Origin of the sequence: Treponema vincentii (assembly GCF_010365865.1) — a bacterium.
Taxonomy (GTDB): Bacteria; Spirochaetota; Spirochaetia; order Treponematales; family Treponemataceae; genus Treponema.
In genome coordinates this window covers 418,366-438,538 of record NZ_CP048020.1, presented here as the reverse complement: position 1 = coordinate 438,538, position 20,173 = coordinate 418,366, and the positions used below count along the sequence as shown (strand labels likewise).

General features: G+C 45.0%; 16 protein-coding genes, 1 tRNA gene and 1 pseudogene. 8 read left to right on the top strand and 10 right to left on the bottom strand.

Annotation, left to right across the window (positions count from 1 at the left end; translation table 11 throughout):
• Positions 1-9: 9 nt before the first annotated feature.
• From fabG to GWP43_RS01985, 4 genes are all read right to left on the bottom strand, one after another.
• Entirely contained in the window at positions 10-756 is a 747-nt protein-coding gene (gene fabG / locus GWP43_RS02000; protein ID WP_162662298.1) for a 3-oxoacyl-ACP reductase FabG, read from the bottom strand.
• A gap of 9 nt (positions 757-765) precedes the next feature.
• Positions 766-1,734 (bottom strand): ACP S-malonyltransferase, encoded by a 969-nt coding sequence (locus tag GWP43_RS01995; protein ID WP_162662296.1) that lies wholly within the window; start codon positions 1,732-1,734, stop codon positions 766-768.
• An 80-nt stretch (positions 1,735-1,814) separates the two neighbouring features.
• The gene (locus GWP43_RS01990; RefSeq protein WP_162662294.1) at positions 1,815-2,768 is read right to left on the bottom strand and encodes a beta-ketoacyl-ACP synthase III; all 954 of its coding nucleotides are present in this window, start codon (positions 2,766-2,768) and stop codon (positions 1,815-1,817) included.
• 420 nt (positions 2,769-3,188) lie between these two features.
• Positions 3,189-4,364 (bottom strand): DEAD/DEAH box helicase, encoded by a 1,176-nt coding sequence (locus GWP43_RS01985; protein WP_230977916.1) that lies wholly within the window; start codon positions 4,362-4,364, stop codon positions 3,189-3,191.
• Positions 4,365-4,460: 96 nt separating this feature from the next.
• On the opposite strand from GWP43_RS01985, the gene GWP43_RS01980 reads away from it, so the two are divergent.
• The 4 genes from GWP43_RS01980 (at position 4,461) to GWP43_RS01965 (ending at position 8,268) form a co-directional block, all read left to right on the top strand.
• On the top strand, positions 4,461-5,588 hold the full coding sequence (locus GWP43_RS01980) for a glycosyltransferase family 4 protein (RefSeq protein ID WP_162662290.1): 1,128 nt from the start codon (positions 4,461-4,463) through the stop codon (positions 5,586-5,588).
• A gap of 240 nt (positions 5,589-5,828) precedes the next feature.
• Positions 5,829-6,722, top strand: a complete 894-nt coding sequence (locus GWP43_RS01975; RefSeq protein WP_162662288.1) for a hypothetical protein — start codon at positions 5,829-5,831, stop codon at positions 6,720-6,722.
• Positions 6,722-7,462 (top strand): RluA family pseudouridine synthase, encoded by a 741-nt coding sequence (locus tag GWP43_RS01970; RefSeq protein WP_162662286.1) that lies wholly within the window; start codon positions 6,722-6,724, stop codon positions 7,460-7,462. The genes GWP43_RS01975 and GWP43_RS01970 overlap by 1 nt, the downstream gene beginning before the upstream one ends.
• 41 nt (positions 7,463-7,503) lie before the next feature.
• Positions 7,504-8,268 carry an IclR family transcriptional regulator gene (locus GWP43_RS01965; protein WP_162662284.1) on the top strand — a complete coding sequence of 255 codons (765 nt, stop codon included), beginning with the start codon at positions 7,504-7,506 and terminating at the stop codon, positions 8,266-8,268.
• Between the two features lie 76 nt (positions 8,269-8,344).
• Here the strand turns inward: GWP43_RS01965 and GWP43_RS01960 are convergent, their stop codons facing one another.
• Entirely contained in the window at positions 8,345-9,781 is a 1,437-nt protein-coding gene (locus tag GWP43_RS01960) for an aldehyde dehydrogenase family protein (protein WP_162662282.1), read from the bottom strand.
• Positions 9,782-9,802: 21 nt separating this feature from the next.
• Positions 9,803-10,972 carry an FIST signal transduction protein gene (locus tag GWP43_RS01955; protein ID WP_162662280.1) on the bottom strand — a complete coding sequence of 390 codons (1,170 nt, stop codon included), beginning with the start codon at positions 10,970-10,972 and terminating at the stop codon, positions 9,803-9,805.
• Positions 10,973-11,345: 373 nt separating this feature from the next.
• Between GWP43_RS01955 and GWP43_RS01950 the strand changes: the two genes are divergently transcribed.
• Positions 11,346-11,417, top strand: a tRNA-Cys gene (locus GWP43_RS01950).
• A 19-nt stretch (positions 11,418-11,436) separates the two neighbouring features.
• Here the strand turns inward: GWP43_RS01950 and GWP43_RS15175 are convergent.
• On the bottom strand, positions 11,437-11,865 hold the full coding sequence (locus GWP43_RS15175) for a TatD family hydrolase (RefSeq protein ID WP_269138880.1): 429 nt from the start codon (positions 11,863-11,865) through the stop codon (positions 11,437-11,439).
• 104 nt (positions 11,866-11,969) lie between these two features.
• Positions 11,970-12,353, bottom strand: a pseudogene (locus GWP43_RS15170) (TatD family hydrolase); the annotation flags it as partial.
• A 189-nt stretch (positions 12,354-12,542) separates the two neighbouring features.
• Between GWP43_RS15170 and GWP43_RS01940 the strand changes: the two are divergent.
• The 3 genes from GWP43_RS01940 to GWP43_RS01930 are packed head-to-tail and all read left to right on the top strand — an operon-like array spanning position 12,543 to position 16,159.
• Entirely contained in the window at positions 12,543-13,376 is an 834-nt protein-coding gene (locus tag GWP43_RS01940; protein WP_162662278.1) for a viperin family antiviral radical SAM protein, read from the top strand.
• 26 nt (positions 13,377-13,402) lie between these two features.
• Positions 13,403-15,895, top strand: coding sequence for a hypothetical protein (locus tag GWP43_RS01935; protein ID WP_162662277.1), 2,493 nt, complete (start codon positions 13,403-13,405; stop codon positions 15,893-15,895).
• 30 nt (positions 15,896-15,925) lie between these two features.
• Positions 15,926-16,159 carry a hypothetical protein gene (locus tag GWP43_RS01930; protein ID WP_162662275.1) on the top strand — a complete coding sequence of 78 codons (234 nt, stop codon included), beginning with the start codon at positions 15,926-15,928 and terminating at the stop codon, positions 16,157-16,159.
• 231 nt (positions 16,160-16,390) lie between these two features.
• On the opposite strand, the gene clpB is transcribed toward GWP43_RS01930, so the two are convergent.
• Both clpB and GWP43_RS01920 read right to left on the bottom strand, forming a co-directional pair.
• Positions 16,391-18,967, bottom strand: a complete 2,577-nt coding sequence (gene clpB, locus GWP43_RS01925) for an ATP-dependent chaperone ClpB (RefSeq protein ID WP_162662273.1) — start codon at positions 18,965-18,967, stop codon at positions 16,391-16,393.
• Between the two features lie 64 nt (positions 18,968-19,031).
• Complete coding sequence (locus GWP43_RS01920) at positions 19,032-20,093, bottom strand: extracellular solute-binding protein (protein ID WP_162662271.1); 1,062 nt, start codon at positions 20,091-20,093, stop codon at positions 19,032-19,034.
• Between the last annotated feature and the right edge of the window lie 80 nt (positions 20,094-20,173).

The following is a 20,173-nucleotide window of genomic DNA, read 5'->3' as shown; positions in this document are numbered from 1 at the left end:
CTCCTTCAATTAGGCGCCCATACCGCCGTCTACGCCGAGTACCTGTGCGGTAATATACACGGATAAATCGGATGCTAAAAAGACAGCCGCATTTGCAACATCAAGCGGCGTTCCTCCGCGTTTTAGAGGAATAGCTGTTTCTATCCAATTTTTCCGCATATCTTCCGGTAATGACGAGGTCATATCCGTTTCGATATAGCCGGGTGCAATCGCATTGACCCGTACCCCTCTGCTGCCGATCTCTTTTGCAAGGCTTTTGGTCATACCGATTAAGCCCGCTTTACTTGCCGCATAGTTAACCTGCCCGCCTTGTCCGTGCAGGCCGACGATACTGGCCATATTGATAATAGAACCTTCCCGCTTCCGCAACATATCGGAAGAGACAATTTGCGATGTTAAAAAAGCGCCGGTCAAATTGACGCGCAGTACAGCGTCCCAATCATCCTGCGGCATACGGAACGACAGCCCGTCCCGAGTAATTCCCGCGTTGTTGACCAAAATCTGAAATCCACCGGATTGCTTGAGTGCCTCTTTTACCGTAGCGGTCAGTTCTTCGGCATTTCCGCAGTCGGCGTATATCTCGTGGAATACGCTATTGTGCTGTGCGGCGAAGGCTTCCATTTCCGCCTTTCCTTGTGAGGGCTTTGTACAGAGCCCCCATACCTCAGCACCTTCTTCCAGAAACCTGCGGACTATCTCTTTTCCGATTCCGCGTGAAGAACCGGTTACTAATGCTTTTTTCCCTTGTAATAACATATAAACCTCTTATGAACGGCTGCCGTCTATCACAGCCGATAATTGTTCAGCGGTACCGGTGGGGTGGCAGTTTCCTGCGCAGCCGCTGTCCCGCCACAGATTGCAGAGCGTCATGCCCGGACCTATTTCCAACAGTGTAGCCGCATTTGCCAGCGCAGCGAGTTCCCGCTCTTCCTCAAGCCAGCGCACAGGATGCGTTAGGTGCAGTACGGCGTTTTTTTTCGCTTCTTCGCCGGTTAAAAGCCGCTTTCCCGTAACATTTGAAAAAATCGGAATAACGGGATCATTGAACGGAACATCCTGCAGCACTGCGGAAAATTCTTCGGCTGCACCGCGCATCAGCGGCGAATGGAACGTCCCTGCAACCGCAAGCCGGATAAAGCGTTTTGCTCCCGCTTCCTTGCAGAGTTTTTCCGCGGCATCAAGCCCTTCGGCTGTTCCCGATACAACGGTTTGCATCGGACTATTCAAATTTGCTGCAAAAACAATCCCCGTCGCAGGATCGGAATACGGTTTCAAAATTTCGACAATCCGCTCAGGATCAAGTTTGAGTACCGCCGCCATACCGCATCCGCTGCCGGACGCTTTACTCTGCTCATCGAGTTTTTCACAGTATTTCTGCATGATTTTTCCGCGCAAAGTTACCAGTTTTGTCATCGTTACAAGGTCTAAGACATTTGCAGCATACAACGCTGAAAATTCACCTAGGCTGAACCCTGCGGCGGCAACCGGCGTAATACCGTGTTCACGTAAAACTGCGGTAATTGCGACCTGCATTGCAGTGATGGCAAGTTGACTTCGGTCACTCCGTGCAAGTTCCACCGGTTCCATATTCCATAAGAAAGCAGCGATATCTTCTCCCGAAGCCTTGCTCATCTCATCGATGACGGTACGGGCTGACGGGTATTTCTTACAGATATCTTCTGCCATGCCCTTGAATTGGGAACCTTGTCCCGAAAACAAAAAAACGTACTTCATTACTTTTCTTCCATAAATAAATATTAGATCTATAAGGGGATATCTTCTAAAAACCTCAGTTTTTTAGAGATACTCTTACATTAGAATCGGATGATGGCACCGCCCCATGTCAAGCCTGCGCCGAAGCCGGTAATCAGTATGGTCGTACCTTCATGCAATTTTCCCTGTTCCGTAAGCTCGTTAAGGGTGATAGGGATGGAAGCTGCCGAAGTGTTCCCGTAATTTTCAAGATTGCAGACGAATTTTCCAAAGTCGATTTTAAGCCGCTTTGCAGCAGCCTCCAATATCCGCTCGTTTGCTTGATGGCATACGATTAAATCAAGGTCGTCAGCTTTCAAGTGCTCCTTTGCAAGGAGCGTTTTTACCGTTTCGGTAATATGGCTGACAGCAAAATCGTATACAGCCCTGCCGTTCATGTGTACACGGCGGTCGGGTGCAATATAGAGCTTATCAGCTCCGGTACCGTCGGCACCGAGTATGGTAGCGCCGATACCCAGACCGGAAGGTTCAAACGTGTTTTCAAGCAATGCTGCGCCTGCACCGTCACCGAATAAGACACACGTAGAACGGTCTGTCCAGTCCATAATCCGGCTGAGAACCTCCGCCCCGCACACAAGTGCAAACCGCCAATGGTGCCTTTCCATCATACTTGCTGCCGTGTCCAGCGCGTAGATAAAGCCGGAACACCCCGCCGTTAGGTCAAAGCAAACCGAATGCACTGCTCGCAATTTATTTTGAATAAGGCAGGCATTTGACGGGGAACCCGGGAAATCGGGTGTTGCAGTACCGCAAATAATAAGGTCGATTTTGTCCGCCGCTACAGGCTCGGAAATCTTACTGTTTTTAAGCGCATCCCGGCAAGCCTGGTACGCCAGCGATGCACTTGTGTCCTCCGAGCCTGCGATCCGGCGTGAACCGATACCGGTGTGGCTTCGGATCCATTCATCCGATGTGCCGAGCTCCGGTGGAAAATCCGTATTTTTCATCTCTTTTAAGGGGAGGGCTTTACCCAATCCTCGAATAACAATAGCCATAATTGCTCTCCAATAATAAATAAAGAAAAAACTTGCAAATGTCTCTAACGCCGGTTGCATTAGATATTCCCATGCAGTTTATAATAGTTTAGTATATTTGTTAATTCCGCGCTGTCAACCTTCCTTTTACAAATAAACGGTACATCTATCATTAAAAGTGTACATCCGTGTACACTTTTAATGGCGAGTTTCGCACAAGCGAAACATCGCTGCTGGTTAATACGAGCGGCATCCGTGCCGCTACTGAAAATCCTCAACGTATCAATACGTCCATGGATGTCCGGTGTGATAACCAGTAGCGAGATTTTGGCTATGCACAAATCTCGTCGTTGTACAGTTGTGCACGGACGTACAACTGTGCAACAGGCTATTTTCAAAAGGCTTACGGAAGGCAATATACTGGAATAGCCAATTCCATATCTATGCATTTTCTGCAGCAGACTCGATCTTTCCGTTAGTGAGGATTTTGGGATATACCGTTATGCCTAACTTTTTTTCGATACCTCGCAAAATGCGCAGTTCGTATTCATCCCCAATAACGATATTGATGCCTTTCTTCCCTGCCCTTCCAGTACGCCCCGCACGGTGCACAAAAACATCGGTATCTTTGGAAAGCTGCATCTGCACGATGTAGTCAATATCGGCAATATCGAGTCCGCGGGCGGACAGATCGCTGGTAATTAATATCCTCGTTTTACCCGACCTAAACCGTGCGATAATTTGTTTTCGTTCGGAACCTTCGAGTTTACCATATAACGGCACGGCAGCGATCTTTTTATATTGCAGCTTTTGCGCGAGGGTTTCAACTTCCTGTGCAGGCGCAGTAAAAATAAGGATTTTTTTTCTGTCGTCCAATGTTGTACTGCCCAAGGCATGGATCAGTGCGCGCAAGGTATCGGCTTTGCTCCGGCGATCGCTAAAAAGCGCCCAATGTTCGATGGACTTTTGAAGCACTCCCGTATGAGCAATCGAAACATATTCCGGCGCTGTAGCAGTTTTTGAACGCCGCAAAAAGCTGTTAAGCAGCTCAATATTTTTTCCATTAAATGTTGCCGAACAAGCAAGCGCCTGCACATCCTGCGGCAGCGCACTAAGAACGACTTGCAGCGCGTCTCTACTTTCCCGTGCAAGCTGGCGATCGGCTTCATCAATTACTACAGCCTTTATTTCTTGCAGCTTGAGTTTCTTTAGCCCGATTAAATCGGAAATGCGCGCCGGTGTTCCGATAATTACGGCAGGCTTTTCTTTTAAGCCGTCTATTTGCCGTTTTAACGAACTGCCGCCGACACAGAGCAGTGTCTTAAAACATTTCGTATCAGTTCCTTGCAGTTGAGCCGCCGCTTCTTTAATTTGAGAGGCAAGCTCTACCGTAGGGCTTAAAATAAGAATACGCGGAGCAGTTGACTTTTGCTCATCCTGCATCAGTCTTGTTAAGAGCGGTAATAAAAAAGCAAAAGTTTTACCCGTACCGGTTTCGGATTCAAAAAAAACGCTTTTTCCTTCCAAGGCAAGCGGCATCACTTTTTCTTGAACAGGGGTTGGTTCTGTAATCCCACCGGCAACAAGCGTTTTAACAAAAGGTTGGTACAATGGCAAATCTGAAAACTCAGTCATGTTGCAAGGATAGCATATTGTTACGGTAAATGCTACAATCATCAAAATACTTAAATCGTACAAGCAAAGAGGCTTATTTTGAAAATAGGGATTGATACGTTCGGATGCGATCACGGCAGGTCGGGAATCGGAGCTTACATTCTTTCATTAGTACATAACTTGCCAAAAACCGAACACAGCATTCAGCTTTTCGGACACGAGTTGGATAAATATACCTATACATCGGGCGTTGAAGGTGTCAGGTACACCTGTGTTTCCGTAGGGGATTCCGCCTTCGCGGAACAAACATGGCATCGCCTTTCTTTTAATACCTTTGCCCGTAAGCAGCAATATGACATTGTTTTATTTCCATCGGGAACAAAACTATTGCCCATGCGTTTTGAAGTTCCCGCAGTCCTCGTTATGCAAAATATCCTTACGGATAATGCTCAAGGATACTTAAAAAACATATCGTCATTTGTTTCCAAATTAACGCTTAAGTCTGCCAAAGGAATCATCAGCCCGAGTAACTATATCAAGAATAATCTGCTTAAAAACGGTGTTTCAGAAGATAAAATACAGGTTATTCACAATGGAATTGATACCGATCTGTTTCATCCGCATAACCTGCAGGCACAAGAGGCACTGATGATTAAGCCCTTTGCGATTCGGCGCCCGTATATCATTTACGCATCGCGGATTATTCATCCGGAAAAACGACATATTGAGCTGATTAATGCTTTTTCTATCTTTAAGCAAAAAACGAAGGCTCCACATCGGCTGGTAATTGCCGGTGCGGATGGCGAACAGGCAGAACAGGTGCATCAGGCTGTCCTTCGGTCACCCTTTGCATCGGATATTCTGCTCACCGGATATTTCCCACATGAAAATCTCCCGCTGCTTTATTCTGCTGCCGACCTATGTGTATTTCCTTCTCCCGTCGAAGGGGTTGGTTTGCCGGTAATTGAAGCAATGGCTTGCGGTATTCCGACAGCCTGTGTCCGTGCAGGTGCATTGCCCGAAATCGCAGGCGACTGTACGTGCTATTTTGAACCCGATAAACCGGAAGAGATAGCTACACTCATCGGCGATCTTATCAACGATACTACCGGCGCAAATAAAGAACGGCGTCAGAAATTAATCGATGCCGGAATAAAATGGGTAGAGCAATACAGTTGGAAAAAAACAGCCGAAGAAACGCTTGCTTATTTGGAAACGATTAGATAATGACAGGGTAAACGCATCAGGTAGAGTAGATAAAAACCGCGGAAAAATTGAGACTGTGAGACCATTTGAACCGCGAAGAGGTTCAACTCTGGTCGAATGGTTTCAATTTTTCTGCGGGAGTATTAAAAAAAGCGGCCTAATGCGTTTATCCTGAGATAATGAATGGTACCCCTGACATATCCCTATTTTGTAGGCATATACCTTGTAGTTTTTTTGCCGTTATGCGATGATAGCTTTCCAATGATCGATATCTATACTGAAATCCGCAAGCGGTACGGAAATGTTCGGCGCGCCCGCGGTTACTATTTATACACGGAAAAGAATGTCCGGCTGCTTGACCTGTGGCTTGACGGCGGAAAAGCAATTTTAGGCAGAAGAACGGGACAGGCAAATCTGGTTTGTAAGCAATTTCTGGATAAGGGACTCACCGGCTTTTTGCCGACCAAGGCCGATGTTCAACTACGGCGTGCGTTGGAAGCCCTGCTACCGGATTATCCCGTTATCCGCTGGTATGAAACGCAGGGTAAGGCGGAACGGATAGCCGCTTCTGCGATGCCGGCCGGTCAAAACGGTACGAGACAGCCGCTGCCGGTATGGCGGCCGTTTTTAGATATCGATCCCGCTTCCGCTTCTCAAGAGCCGATAGCCGATAGTATCATGTTGGTAACGCCCGCCTATCCGGTACCGTGCGGCATTATCGCTGCCGGCAGCCGGTTTGAAGAACGCTTGCCGCCTTCCGATGTGCTGTTCCCGCCGCTTGCGTACAGCCTTGCGCGAGCTTTTTTCGATTTGAAACATAAGATGGAAGAACTTCAACTCAAAGAAATTAAAATCGAAGACGGACATCATTCTGAGGCAGCAGGACGCTGCGCAAGGGTAAGCCATACAATAGTAAAGAAACGTCAGGCGGCGCTCAACCGGAAAGCCGAAGCGGAACGCCTCATTCCCAGCGTGTGGACACAAAAAGGTTGGTACCTCTTCCCTCATATCCCCGAAGCCGAATACCCTGCGTTTTTTTTGCAGGCGCTTGATGCCCACGTATTAATCTCTCCCGAATACGGCACGCCTTCCATTTTACCCGATTGCGAAAGCTACGCGGAATTAATCCGATTTTTAAAATTGAGGAATGCTTGATGAAAAAAACTCCCTTTACGCTGATTTATGCCGATGAGGATATGATTGCGGTGAATAAAGCCGCCGGTCTTTTAGTTGCTGCCGACCGTTGGGATATTGAAGCTCCGCGGCTCGACCTGCTCATTCAAAAAGAGCTGCCGCAGATTGCGCCGTTGTGTCAAAAACTCTATGCGGTACACCGGATTGATAAAGACACCTCCGGTATTTTGCTCTATGCCCTCAATGCGGAGGCGCACCGTACCTTGAATACCGCATTTCAAGAGAGGGAGATAAAAAAAACATACCGGCTGCTGATTCACGGGCGGGTACCGGAAGAACAATTTACTGTTGACCTGCCGCTGCGCGTCGACGGAGATGCGCTGCACCGTACCGTTGTCGATAAACGGCGCGGCAAGGAAGCGATAACGCATTTTACGGTACTGGAAACGTTCCGGCAATTCTCTCTGCTTGAGGCTCGCCCCGTTACCGGCAGAACTCATCAGATTAGGGCGCACCTTGCAGCCGCCGGTTACCCGATTGTCTGCGATTCGCTATACGGCAGCGGTAAGCCGGTACTCCTTTCCGAACTCAAACAGCGATGGCGCGGTGATGTGTATACGGAACAGCCACTTATCCGGCGGCTTGCACTTCATGCCTATCAGCTTGAAGGAAGGCATCCGCGGACGAGCGAGCCTTTCTCCTTTACTGCTGAATACGCGAAGGATTTTAAGAGTACGGTGCATCAGCTTCAAAAGTTATAGGAGAGTGTTACAGTTGTTGAAAAATTTAACGGAGGTATGCCATGGCAGATGAGCGCGGTGTTCAGTCTATTGAACGGGCATTTGATATCATCGAAGCGGTAGCGACAAGTAAAAATTCTGCCGTCTTGACGGAAATTGCCGAAAAAACCGGCCTGCATAAAAGTACGGCATATCGCATTATTTCGACACTACTTAAACGAGGGTATTTAAAAAAGAACGAAGACGGTACCTATAAAATCGGATTAAAACTTATCGAAGCGGCAAGCTATTATATCGACAGTTTACAATTACAAACTGAAGTGCGCCCGTATATTGCGCAGATTACGGCAAAGTTTGGGCTTACATCTCATTTGGGAGTTTTGGAAGGTGATAAAGTAGTTTATATCGAAAAAATGGATATATTTTCAAATATCAAATTGTATTCACAAATAGGGCTACGGATGCCTGCATACTGTTCTTCGCTCGGCAAGTGCCTTTTAGCGAATTTTTCAAATACACAGCTCCGCTCTATTATGGGGCAAACCGAATTTACCCGCTTTACCCACAATACGATCACGACGATTGAAGCGTTACAAAAAGAAATCGATACGGTTAGGCAACAAGGGTGGGCAATCGATAACGAAGAATTCGAAACCGGACACCGCTGTATTGGAGCACCGGTCTATGATTATCGGGGTGATATAATTGCGGCAATAAGCGCGAGCGGTAACACGAGCATACTCACCGATGCACGCATTCCGGAAATAGCGGAATATTTAAAGCAGACTGCTGCAGAGATTTCTCAAAATATGGGCTATGTGCTGTAGAAACGCTTCATTTTGCTTGCGGGCATAAAAAAAGCGCTCCCGAGTATTTTTTCTCGAAAGCGCCTTTTAAAGCTTTTTATGCTTCAATAATATTTTTTAATACAACTGTTTTTACCTTCGTCATTTCATTGAACGTAGACATAACGCCTTCCGTGCCGATACCGCTGTGTTTCCAACCGCCAAAGGGCATTTCAAACGAGCGATAAAAACTTGCGCCGTTGATAACCGCTTCGCCTGCTTCCATCGCATTCGCAACTTTAAATGCGCGTTTTTGGCTGCGCGAAAATACGCAGCTCGACAAGCCGAATATGGAATTGTTGGCAATTTTAATTGCTTCGTCGTCGGTGTCGAATCCGATAATCGGTACAACAGTCCCGAATATTTCCATATCTTTTGCAACCTCAGCAGTTTTGGGGACATCTACAATGACGGTTGGTTCGTAAAAAGCACCATTGCGCTTTCCGCCCAGTATAATTTTTCCGCCCTGTTCGACTGTTTTTTGCACTTGTTTTTCAACCTGTATTGCTGCTTTTTCGCTGATAAGACAGGCAATTTTCGTATCTTCTTCGGCAGGGTCACCGAATTTCAGCTGCTTTATTCTGGCAACGGCCTTTTTCGCAAACTCTTCTTTCAGCGAGTTGTGAATGATAAAACGCTTGCTTGCACAGCATACCTGCCCGGTATTGTACATGCGTCCCCATACGAGTTCTTCGACTGCTAAATCGACATCGCCATCATCCAGCACAATAAATGCATCGTTCCCACCAAGCTCCAAGGCCGTATGCGTAAGATTTGCTGCAGCCTTTATTGCAGAATCGATACCGACTTCCGTGCTTCCCGTCAGCGTAACCAAGCCGACCCGCTTGTCGGAAATGGCATAGCTTTTGACGGATCCGGGAGCCGTAACGCATTGGATGGCGCCGTCAGGTACACCTGCTTGAACAAGCAGCTCGGTCAGGCGCATCAGTGTCAACGGGTTATCTGATGAAGGTAGTACAAGCGCAGAGTTGCCCATCATCAATGCGGGAGCGACTTTTTGATCGAATAGATCACACGGGAAATTGAAGGGGATGATACATACGACAACACCAATCGGTTCTCTGAGCACCATCTGCATTGTTGTCTGCTGCCCAGCTTCCGTTCCCTGCGGAATAATCGTACCGTAAAAATGCTTTGCCCGTTCAATAAATCCGCTAAAGCCGATCGTAACATTTCCGATTTCGGCGCGCGCTTCGGTTATGGGCTTTCCGTTCTCGCTCGATAAAAGTCGAGCCAAATCTTCATGCGCATTTTGTACCAAACTCAGGAATTTATACAGCACTTCGGCGCGTTTAAACACAGGCACTTTTGCCCATTCTTTTTGCCCACGCACTGCGGCCGTAATTGCCAAATCCAAATCTTTTTCGTTGGCACGCGGCACGCTGTCAATTACTTTACCGGTTGCAGGCGCGATTACGTCAAAAGTTTGGCCGCTCGTGCTGTCCGTCTTTTTTCCGTTGATAATCATCTTCATAATAGTATACCTCTTGTTAGCTTACTTTTCGCCGAACGCCGTAAAGGACAGCATAAGACCGCCACACGTATTGCGTCCGTCGTCTTCGTAGCCGTATTCGCCGAATGTAAATTCAACGATAAACGGAATTGCCCCCACTTCTTTTTTAATTGCCGCTGTCAATTCGTTTATTCGGTCGCCGATACCGATCCGTCTGCCGCCGCAGTGAACCAAGTGGAAACCGGCTACCGGTACTTTCATCTTTGCCTTTAAGTCGGCAAGAGCTGTACTTACGGCTTTTATTAAACCATCGGTATCGCTTTCGAGGAGCGCGATCGCTGTTCCGATTGCCAAATTGTTTCCTACCGCGATTGAACCGTCATCATTGCCGTTCATCGGATGGCGTACCGCAATCAAATCACCTAAGGGATCTTTTACACCAAGGGGGTTTGTGATTGAACGCACCAGCAGATTACCTCCCTCCGTGTCTTTTGCGCTTGCTCCCGTCCACTCGCGGTACTGCTCAATGGCCGGCTTTCCGTTGATTTCCACAAGTGTCCGTTCTTTTGCTACTTTGGTGATGACACCGTATTTACCGGTCTCTTTGTAGCCGCCGGTATATTTGTTTGCGAAACCGGCTTTTGTATAGAAAAAGGCAACAGCCGCACCTTCACCGGTTATCGTTTTGTCTGTAAAAAGTTTCCATTCACCTGCAAGCGTGTTATCGGCCGCACTGCCGCCAAAAAGAGGTACTCTGCCTACGACATCGGAAACACCTTTTAGATAGTATTCTTCTTCGCCCGGAGGAGCGACCATGTACATATATGCAGGCGCTTCCTGTTTACCGGCGGCAGCGAGAGCCTGTTTTGCAAGGTTTCGCCCCGTTTCGCGGGCAGTTCCGCTTTTTGCCATCCCTGCCGTTCCGACCGTCAAATCGGTACCGGACAGCGCCATCATTCCGACATAGCCTTTTTCGCCGGTTACAAAACCGTCCTGCGTAACGACACCGGAAAATGATGTATTTCCGATTAACGGTACACCCGGAAGTTCTTCACCAATCGCTTTTAACAAAGCCTGCTGGTTATACGACACACCGCTGTATACAAACACAAGCTTCGGATCGTGTAGCGCATGCTTTATTTTTTGTGCGCATTCCTTGCCTGCCAGAGCTGCATCTGGAGTATTGCTGCTCGCAGTTTGTACTTTTAACATAAACGCCTCCTATTAAAGATTAAAAAGTTTTTATAAAACCTTATAATTTTATGATAGGAGCAGAATTTTCACCTGTCAATGAAAATAAAAAGAGCTGGTTCTGTATATCAAAAATCGAATTTCACGATACGAAACAATATGTCCCTAAGGAAATTTCGCACATTTTTTCGGCAACAGGGCAAATGCATCAGGCAGAGAAGATAAAAAATCGCAGAAAAAATGAAGCTGTGAAACCATTCGAACCGCGAAGTAATTCAACTCTAGTTGAGCAACCTTATTTTTTCTGCGGGGTTATTTAAACACAGACTGATGTGTTTGCCCTGACGAACCTCTTGCATAAGATATCGGTTTCTGCTATAGTAGCACCATCATCGGCGCCGTGCCCAAGTGGTAAGGGAGAGGTCTGCAAAACCTTCATTCATCAGTTCGATTCTGATCGGCGCCTTTTTCTTCCCTCTATTCGTTCAATCAGATAATCCCAATGCACAATTAAAATTCCGTACAATTATATCGCTGAATTCTTTTACAGCAGCTTCATCGATGCTGAGTTCTTCGAGCGCCGTCGCGCACGATTCATACTGTTTGATAACGCATGCCCGTTTTACCGCATCGGAGCCGGTTTGTTTTACCGAATCGGTTCTGTTGTACCGCAGGTTTGCACACTGCTTTGTAACGGCAATAATATCGTAGGGATGGGAGTAGGGTTCTGCCTTGAGCCTCATATACGGGGCGTCGGTTTCCGTTAAGAGGCGGGTACTATCGAATGAGGCAGCCATTGCACATACGGATTTCTGCCCGCGGAGCACTGCCTTACCGAGCGAAAAATAGGCGTTGACACCTTTTTTAAGAAATGCCGACGCCTCTTGAGGACTGCCGCCCCAGCCGTGAAAGATAACCGCCGGCAGTTTTTTTTTAGCCGAGGTACCGAATCAAATATGAGCGGCAGCGCTTTCCGGCAATGAATCACCACCGGCAACTGAAACTCCTGCGCCCACCGTAACTGCATATCCCATACTGTTTGCTGCATCGGCAAGAGTTGTTTATACTCATCATTAAAAAGATCGAATCCGCATTCTCCAATTGCGTGGATTTGCCGTGTTTCCAAAAGGCGGTATAAAAACTCCGCTTCATCGGTTACGGGATTTTGGGGATGGATGCCGAAGGAAAAGAGTACATGCTGTTGTGCAGACGGCTGTAAATGAGTTTCGCTTTGGTATAGGACTGTTCCCGTAGTAGGAGAATTGGCATCGCCGCATACATTGCGTTCAAAGAGGCGACGGTGCCGTTCATATTCGGTATGATCATGCGCCGAACAGCAAAGCGATGCCGGATACGCAAACGGTTCGTCTACATTTCCGGCACCGCCTACAGAGGCGCACATATCAAAATAATCTGCAGGATGGAGATGGGCATCAATGTACATACATACATTTTTAAACTATATCATAAAGAAATGTAAGCCTTAAAATTGTATTCTTGACAAAAACATCCGGTATCACTATAGTAAAAATACATTTTTGATTTCAAAGACAATGTTAGTAGTGTTATGCAATGTTTTTGGAGGTCAAAAATGCAAACGACTCATTGTCTCACTGTTAATTGGCACTTTACTGCAGCGTGCAATTTTAAGTGCCGGTATTGTTTTATGCACAATAGTCTTTCGTTAACGCGGAAAGATTATATGGTTGTGCTTAAAAAGCTTACAGGCTCCTTTCAAAGGATTAACTTTGTCGGCGGAGAGCCGACCGTATCTCCATTACTCATCCCGCTTGTCCGTGATGCTTATCACGCAGGGTTCGACTGCTCAATCGTAACAAACGGTTTTAATCTCATCCATAATGCGCAGCAATTTGAAGCTATCTATCCGCTATTATCGTGCATCGGTATCAGTGTCGATTCTTTAGACAAAAGAACGAATGCAGCAATCGGCAGATGCTGTAAGGGGCATGTTATTACAAGAAGCGAATACGAACAGCTGTGCGCTGCAATCAAATCACACGGTATTCGGTTAAAGATAAATACGGTGGTCAGTAAGTTGAATGTGCATGAGGATTTTACCCACTTTTACGAAGCCGTACAGCCTGACAGAATAAAGCTCTTCCAAGTGTTGAAGCCGAATACACAGCTTAAAAATGATTATGAAGATCTGCTGATTACTAAAGCCGATTTTAATTCCTTTGTACTGCGGCACAAAACCGCCGGCTCTTTCGGTGAGAATATCGTTGCAGAGGATAATGAAGCAATGACGAATGCCTACTACATTCTGGACAGCGAGTGCCGGTTTATCGACAACAAAACCGGTAAAAAGAGTCCTTCGCTTGCGGATGAGGGTATGACGGTGGAACAAGCTTTGTCATACATTGAAGTAGATACTGCAAAATATCAAGCACGATATATTGCGTAAAAATATTAAATATGAGGAGAAGTAAAATGAATGATTTATTAAAAGAAATGTCAGCAACTGTTATGAGAAACATATATAATTATGGTCGGCCTAATGGAAGTGATTATACAGAATATATGAAAATACCTGCTAATATATATTTTGAAAAGATAAAAAAAAGTGAAAGAGAGGTAACAATATTAGAATATATGCTTAATTGGAGCATGTATGAAGCTTTTAGTATTCATAATATGGGTCAAGAAAAGATAGCAGAGCAAGAAGAGTTAGCCTCTTTTATTGTGAAAGAGGCTAAGAAAAATAATATAGATATTACCAAAATAAAAGAAGATGTAGCCTTACTCAAGTTTATTAAACAAACAGCTTTTAATATTCTTGATGAAAAGGTTTTCTCTTTTATTTCTTATTGCCTGTTTGCATCAAAAGATTGTATTTTGAATGGAAATGCTTACTGGAAACAAATAAACACTGCTATTCTTAAAAAAGTCTATTTAGATAGCTTGAATACTAACAAAGATGAAACATGGGATTTTCCTTCAACATGTTTTATAACTACAGGAGAAGCTCCGATTCCTTTCGATCCTGATTATACACAAGGTCCAAAATACGAATTCAATGATAAAAATAAACTTTATGCAGAATTTTATCTTCCCCAAAGTGATAAATTTGTTGGTATTATCATAGAGACACTTCCACTTTTTTCAGAACTAACAATTCAAGAAGTTTACGATTGGTGTCTTCTTGATTTTATTATTAAGCCGGAAATAAATAAGCAATCTTATCCAAGAATGTATTTTACTGATAAACCTCGTTCTTCAAGGCGTGCAATACATAATCTAATGCAACTAATATTTACTGATTATGCAAAAAATAAGAAGAAAAAGGAAATAGAATTATTTGTAACTGATATTTTTAATGACTTATTTTGGGTGTTTTTAGGCGAAACGCCAAAAACAGAATTAGGTTATTTTGAAGCAAAACCTGCAATTGTTTATTGTCTATATAGGGCAATAAAATATCTAAGTAGAGATAGTTTTAAAAATATCGTTATTACAGTAAGACATAATGCATTACAGGATGAATTTTTATTTTTTCAAAACTTAAAAAAGCAAAAAGCAGCTCATTTCTCATTTACTGAAATGGCAAATAATTATGGAAATCAAAAAATTACAGATGCACGTTACGAACATTTTAAAAACCAATCTGAGGAAGATAGGGTAAATTCAGAAAAAATACAAAAGGAAATTGAAGGCGAAAGATATTCAATTTTTTGTATGATGTTTTATTTTTTTCTTTGGGACTTAGGCAAGCAATTACCAGTATCTCCTTACGTAACAGAAGAAGCATTAACACACTATTTTTTCCAACACGGAGAATTAATGGAGAAATTTTACGAGCCGTTTATAGATGAGTCGTGGAATAGAGAATATGGAGAGAATTCTGATGAAAGAAAAAAGAATAGGAGGATGAATACGACATGGACAGATCCCCAAAAATGGGTGGAATTGTTTAATCTTCTATTAAAAGATTATAAGATAAATAATACTGTTACCAATCAACCCATTAACATTTTTAATTTTGAAAATATTGAATTAAAAACCGAGCTTTTAAAAGTATTATTATCTAATTTTTCACAAATTGAAGAAAAACAAATTGATAAATTACTAAACGTAATGGATTTTGCAGGTGAACTTAAAGAACGCAAAAATCTTTATTGCCAACCTAAAAAAAACATGATGTTCACTTCTGATGATGCTGCTGAAGCAGAAATTATGACACTAAAAAACAATCAAAAAACACTTAAGGAAATTGACTGCGGATTTGAAGTTGATAATTATATACAAATACCAGTACCTTGTGTATCAGTGAGAGATAGATCATGCATGTTTTTAAGAAAATTTACCTGCAGGTTTTTTAGCGATACGGATAAAAAATATCGTTATGAAAAAAAGGAAAGAAGGAAGAAAACATATACTATACAGTATTATGAAAATTATAGAGAAACAAATAAAAACAACTTTTTTTGCCATACACTTTATGCTGCAGAAAGAAATACCGCTCGCCACTATGTTGATATGTATTCTCTTTCAAATATTCTTGATGACACATATCCTGCAAACTTGCTTGAGGCATTTATAGATGCAAAAGATTTTATTTTGAGCTTAAAAGAAGAAAAGAAAAATAGTCAGACTGAACTATTGATATTAGAATATCAATTGGATTTTTTAACACGGCACCTATATATGTATGCTGAAAAATGTAATTTGTTAGAAAATCCTCTTAAAGCAATAGGAGATATCTGGGATATCATTTACACAAACGATAAAAATATTAATGGAACAATAAAAAGTAAGTTTTTAGGCTCATTGGACTATGCTGCTACATTAGGAGTGCAATATCTACGAGAAATAAAATGGTTTTTTGAGAATTTATATTGTATTGATTCTACTTTTAAGGATTTTTATTATAGTTCAATCGCTACATATCTTGTATATCTTACGATAAACTTACAGAGCCAATAGCAACTGGTACTGTCTACCGGTATAGATGCCGTGCATATTCAGCTTGCTATTACGCTCAACGCTTCATTAACGGAGTTGGAAGTCTACCTTGATGAAAAGACCGATCCCGACGAGAAACCGCTTTTTGTACTCAACAGCACCGATTACCGACTATTGGCATCATTCTTTGCCGAATTAAAAGCACATCAGGTTGAAGATATGTTTGAATGCAAACGGATGCTTGATGAAACACCGTGCAACATTAAAGTGATATGCAGAAAGTAGAATGAGTGAATCGGTAAGGGAAGTTGAAGTAAGCGGAGAGAACCTTTCTAAATCTCTATCGGAAAAAGGCAATATGTGGAGAAGAAAAGACAGGGCAATGGGGATGTCTCGAAAATCGGTTACTTTCGGGACATCCCCGCGAGTTTAAAATTAAGTCTTTACAATAATGGCTTAATTTTAAACATCGTATCTAAATCTAAGGGAGCTGTTAGGTTTTACCTATTAACGATTTTACACCTTGAACGTCAAGCCGCCCTTTCCGGCATCCACCGTAATGTCGGTCTTGCCGACGAAAGCACCTGAAAGCAACTCTTTTGCCAGCTTGTTTTCAAGTTCGGTTTGGATAGCCCGCTTTAAAGGACGCGCACCGTACAAGGGATCGTAGCCGATATCGGCGAGGAAGTCCTTTGCAGCATCCGTTACAGTCAAATGCAGGCGGCGTGCTTCAAGCCGTGCGGAAACAGCCTGCAGCTGGATGTCGACGATCTTGCGGATTTGCTCCTTGCCGAGCCGTCTAAAGGTTAAAAGCTCGTCGATACGGTTTAAAAACTCAGGGCGGAAATACTGTTTGAGCAGGTCTTTAATCTGCGCAGCCATTGCTTCCGGAGTATCTGCCGATAGAATCAGCTCCGAGCCGAGGTTACTCGTCATAATGATAATCGTGTTGCGGAAGTCTATTACCCTGCCTTGCCCATCCGTCAGCCGCCCGTCATCCAGTATCTGCAAGAAAACGTTGAACACATCGGGATGCGCTTTTTCGATTTCATCAAAGAGCACCACGCTGTACGGACGGCGGCGGACTGCTTCAGTCAGCTGTCCGCCTTCGTCATAGCCCACATAGCCGGGCGGCGCTCCGATTAAGCGGCTCACCGAATGTTTTTCCATGTATTCGCTCATGTCGATACGGGTAAGCGCCCGGTCATCGTTAAAGAGGAAGTCTGCAAGGGTGCGCGCCAGTTCGGTTTTACCCACACCGGTAGGCCCGATACAGAGGAAGCTGCCGAGCGGTCGGTTGGGGTCGGAAAGTCCTGCCCTGTTCCGTCTGATGGCATCGGCAACCGCCTGTACTGCCTGATCTTGTCCGACAACCCGCTTCTGCAATACTGATTCCAGATCGAGGTACTTCTGCTGCTCGCTCGCCAGCATCTTTGCAACAGGAATCCCTGTCCACATCGAAACAATCTTAGCAATATCCTCTTCGGAAACCTCCTCGCGGAGAAGCTGTCCGCTGCTGCCTGCTTTTTTTGCAAGCTCTGCGGTAACGGCAGCAATCTTTTTTTCCAGTTCCGGTATGCGTCCGTATTTTAGCTCGGCAGCCTTATTCAAATTGCCGTCGCGCGTAAACTGCGTTTCTTCGCGGCGCAGCTGCTCAAGCTCTTCCTTATATTTCCGCGACTCGTTGATGCGGGTCTTTTCGTTTTGCCACTGCGCCTGCATCACATTCCGTTTTTCGGTTAAGTCGGATAGCTCCTGCTCCAGCTTTTCCAACCGCTCTTTTGAAGCAGCGTCCGTTTCTTTTGAAAGAGACACCTTCTCGATGTTCATCTGGAGGATTTTGCGTTCCACCTGATCAAGCTCAACCGGCTGGCTTTCAATTTCCATTTTGAGCCTACTGGCGGCCTCGTCCACTAAGTCGATTGCCTTATCCGGCAAAAAGCGGTTGGTGATATAGCGGTTGGAAAGCACCGCCGCTGCGATGAGCGCTTCATCCTTAATGCGCACACCGTGGTGTATTTCGTACTTTTCCTGCAAGCCGCGCAGAATGGCAATGGTGTCCTCTACATTCGGTTCGGGGCAGTATACCTGCTGGAAGCGGCGCTCCAAGGCGCTGTCCTTTTCGATATACTTGCGGTACTCATCCAAGGTGGTAGCGCCGATCGCCCGCAGCTCACCGCGCGCCAAGGCAGGCTTTAACAAGTTGGAAGCATCCATCGCCCCTTCGCTCGCACCGGCGCCGACAAGGGTATGCAGCTCATCAATAAAGAGGATGATGCTGCCCTCGGCTTTTTGCACCTCGGAGATAACCGCTTTGAGGCGCTCCTCAAATTCGCCGCGGAACTTCGCTCCGGCAACCAAGGCACCGAGGTCAAGCGACAAGAGCTTTTTCCCGCGCAGGCTGTCCGGCACGTCTCCAGACACAATCCGGCGGGCAAGCCCCTCGACAATAGCGGTTTTACCGACACCCGGCTCACCGATCAATACGGGGTTGTTTTTAGTGCGGCGCGAAAGTACCTGCATCACCCGCCGGATTTCTTCATCACGTCCGATAACGGGGTCGATTTTTTCTTCCCGGGCAAGTTCGGTTAAATCGCGGCAGTATTTTTCCAGACTGTTAAACGTCGCTTCGGGGTCTTCGCTGGTAACCCGCTGATTTCCCCGCACATCCTTTAAGGCTCTCAACGCCGCATCGTAGGTAATACCGTGCGAGCGGAGCAGTTCACCTACCTCGTCATCGCTTTTAGTAAGCGCAAGAAGAAGATGCTCCGTGGAAACATACTCGTCCTTGAGCGAAGCGGCGATCTTTTCCGCCTGAGCGCAGAGCTTTGTTAAAACCGGCGACATATATACCTGCGCAGAGTCTCCGGTTACCCGCGGTTTTTTATCCAAAATAGAATCGAGCGCATCGAGGATTTGATCCGTTGATGCACCGATCTTCTCAATGAGCGGCGGTACAATCCCCTCCTCTTGATCCAAGAGTTTGTATAAGAGGTGAACCGGCTCAATCTGACTGTGATTGTCCTGTTCGGCAAGTGAGGCTGCATCCTGCAACGCCTCACGTGCTTTCACTGTGTATTTGTCTATATTCATATAATAAATTTACGCACAAAATGGAAAAACGGCAATAAAATTTTTTGGAGAACGGCGGCTTATCCTATGGCGTAAAACGGATCCGCTGCCAAAAGCTGTTATACAGTTCTAAGTTTGCACCGAGGTCTTGTTTGAGAATGCAATCTTTAAGATCGTCGAGTGCGTAGTGAGGTCGTTTCTTTTGGTAGTACCCTGCCTCCGTATGGATAGAAGCTGGAAAGCCGAATGTATCTAAGAACTCGGCATAAACGGTAGGTTCAAGCACAAAGTTGATAAAGGCATGTGCAAGTTCCGGATGAGGAGCCCCTTCGGGAATACAGAAGCTGTCGATATACAGGGCTGAATGAACGCCTTGCGGAATAAAAAAATCGACATCCTGTGTTTGATCTTCTTGCAACTCCGCAAAAATCGATTCCGCGTATCCTTGCACTGCCAAAAAGTCTCCCGATGCGAAAGACTTTGCAAAACCGTCCGCATCAAACTTTACGAGATTCGGTTTCCAATCATTTTGGATCAACCGATATGCCTGCTCCAGTTCACTGGGATCCGTACTGTTCGGCTGGTAACCTAAAAAACCTAGTGCAGCACCGAGCACTTCCCGCATATCATCCATCATTGTCATTCTGTTTTTTAAATCACTCCGCTCAAAGATATTCCAGCTGCGCTCATAATCGGGCACTTCTTTGGTGTTTACTGCAATACCAGCGGCTCCCATATAATACGGCACTGAAAATTCCATTTTTGGATCGTAGTCGATTCGAGTGAGGATCTCCGGACGCAGATAGCGAATATTCGGGATTTTTGATACATCGATAGGTTCAAGCATGTTAAGTTTGATCATGATTGAAACATAGTCTGCCGATGGAACTACCAGATCGTAACCTTTTGAACCGGCCATGAGTTTGGCAAACATATCTTCGTTTGAAGCGAAATCATCGTAGACAACTTTGACATTGTATTTTTTTTCAAAAGCTTGGATAACGGAATCGGGGGTGTAGTATGTCCAATTATAGAGGTAAAGGATTGCTTCCCGTGTATCGCGGCAAGCGGTAAAAATGATGAGATAAGGGAGTATTACTACGATGCAGAAAAAAATGGAGACTGTTCTTTTTAAATGACGACTCATAGTTTACCTCACTCGCGGTGGAATTATACCATATATGAAATATATACGGAATATACAAGAAATACCCAATAAATGACAAG

What these genes read in the sequence shown, in the direction of transcription:
- fabG (WP_162662298.1), bottom strand. Translation starts at nt 756, where the DNA reads ATGTTATTACAAGGGAAAAAAGCATTAGTAACCGGTTCTTCACGCGGA.
- GWP43_RS01995 (WP_162662296.1), bottom strand. Translation starts at nt 1,734, where the DNA reads ATGAAGTACGTTTTTTTGTTTTCGGGACAAGGTTCCCAATTCAAGGGC.
- GWP43_RS01990 (WP_162662294.1), bottom strand. Translation starts at nt 2,768, where the DNA reads ATGGCTATTGTTATTCGAGGATTGGGTAAAGCCCTCCCCTTAAAAGAG.
- GWP43_RS01975 (WP_162662288.1), top strand. Translation starts at nt 5,829, where the DNA reads ATGATCGATATCTATACTGAAATCCGCAAGCGGTACGGAAATGTTCGG.
- GWP43_RS01970 (WP_162662286.1), top strand. Translation starts at nt 6,722, where the DNA reads ATGAAAAAAACTCCCTTTACGCTGATTTATGCCGATGAGGATATGATT.
- GWP43_RS01965 (WP_162662284.1), top strand. Translation starts at nt 7,504, where the DNA reads ATGGCAGATGAGCGCGGTGTTCAGTCTATTGAACGGGCATTTGATATC.
- GWP43_RS01960 (WP_162662282.1), bottom strand. Translation starts at nt 9,781, where the DNA reads ATGAAGATGATTATCAACGGAAAAAAGACGGACAGCACGAGCGGCCAA.
- GWP43_RS01955 (WP_162662280.1), bottom strand. Translation starts at nt 10,972, where the DNA reads ATGTTAAAAGTACAAACTGCGAGCAGCAATACTCCAGATGCAGCTCTG.
- GWP43_RS01940 (WP_162662278.1), top strand. Translation starts at nt 12,543, where the DNA reads ATGCAAACGACTCATTGTCTCACTGTTAATTGGCACTTTACTGCAGCG.
- GWP43_RS01935 (WP_162662277.1), top strand. Translation starts at nt 13,403, where the DNA reads ATGAATGATTTATTAAAAGAAATGTCAGCAACTGTTATGAGAAACATA.
- clpB (WP_162662273.1), bottom strand. Translation starts at nt 18,967, where the DNA reads ATGAATATAGACAAATACACAGTGAAAGCACGTGAGGCGTTGCAGGAT.
- GWP43_RS01920 (WP_162662271.1), bottom strand. Translation starts at nt 20,093, where the DNA reads ATGAGTCGTCATTTAAAAAGAACAGTCTCCATTTTTTTCTGCATCGTA.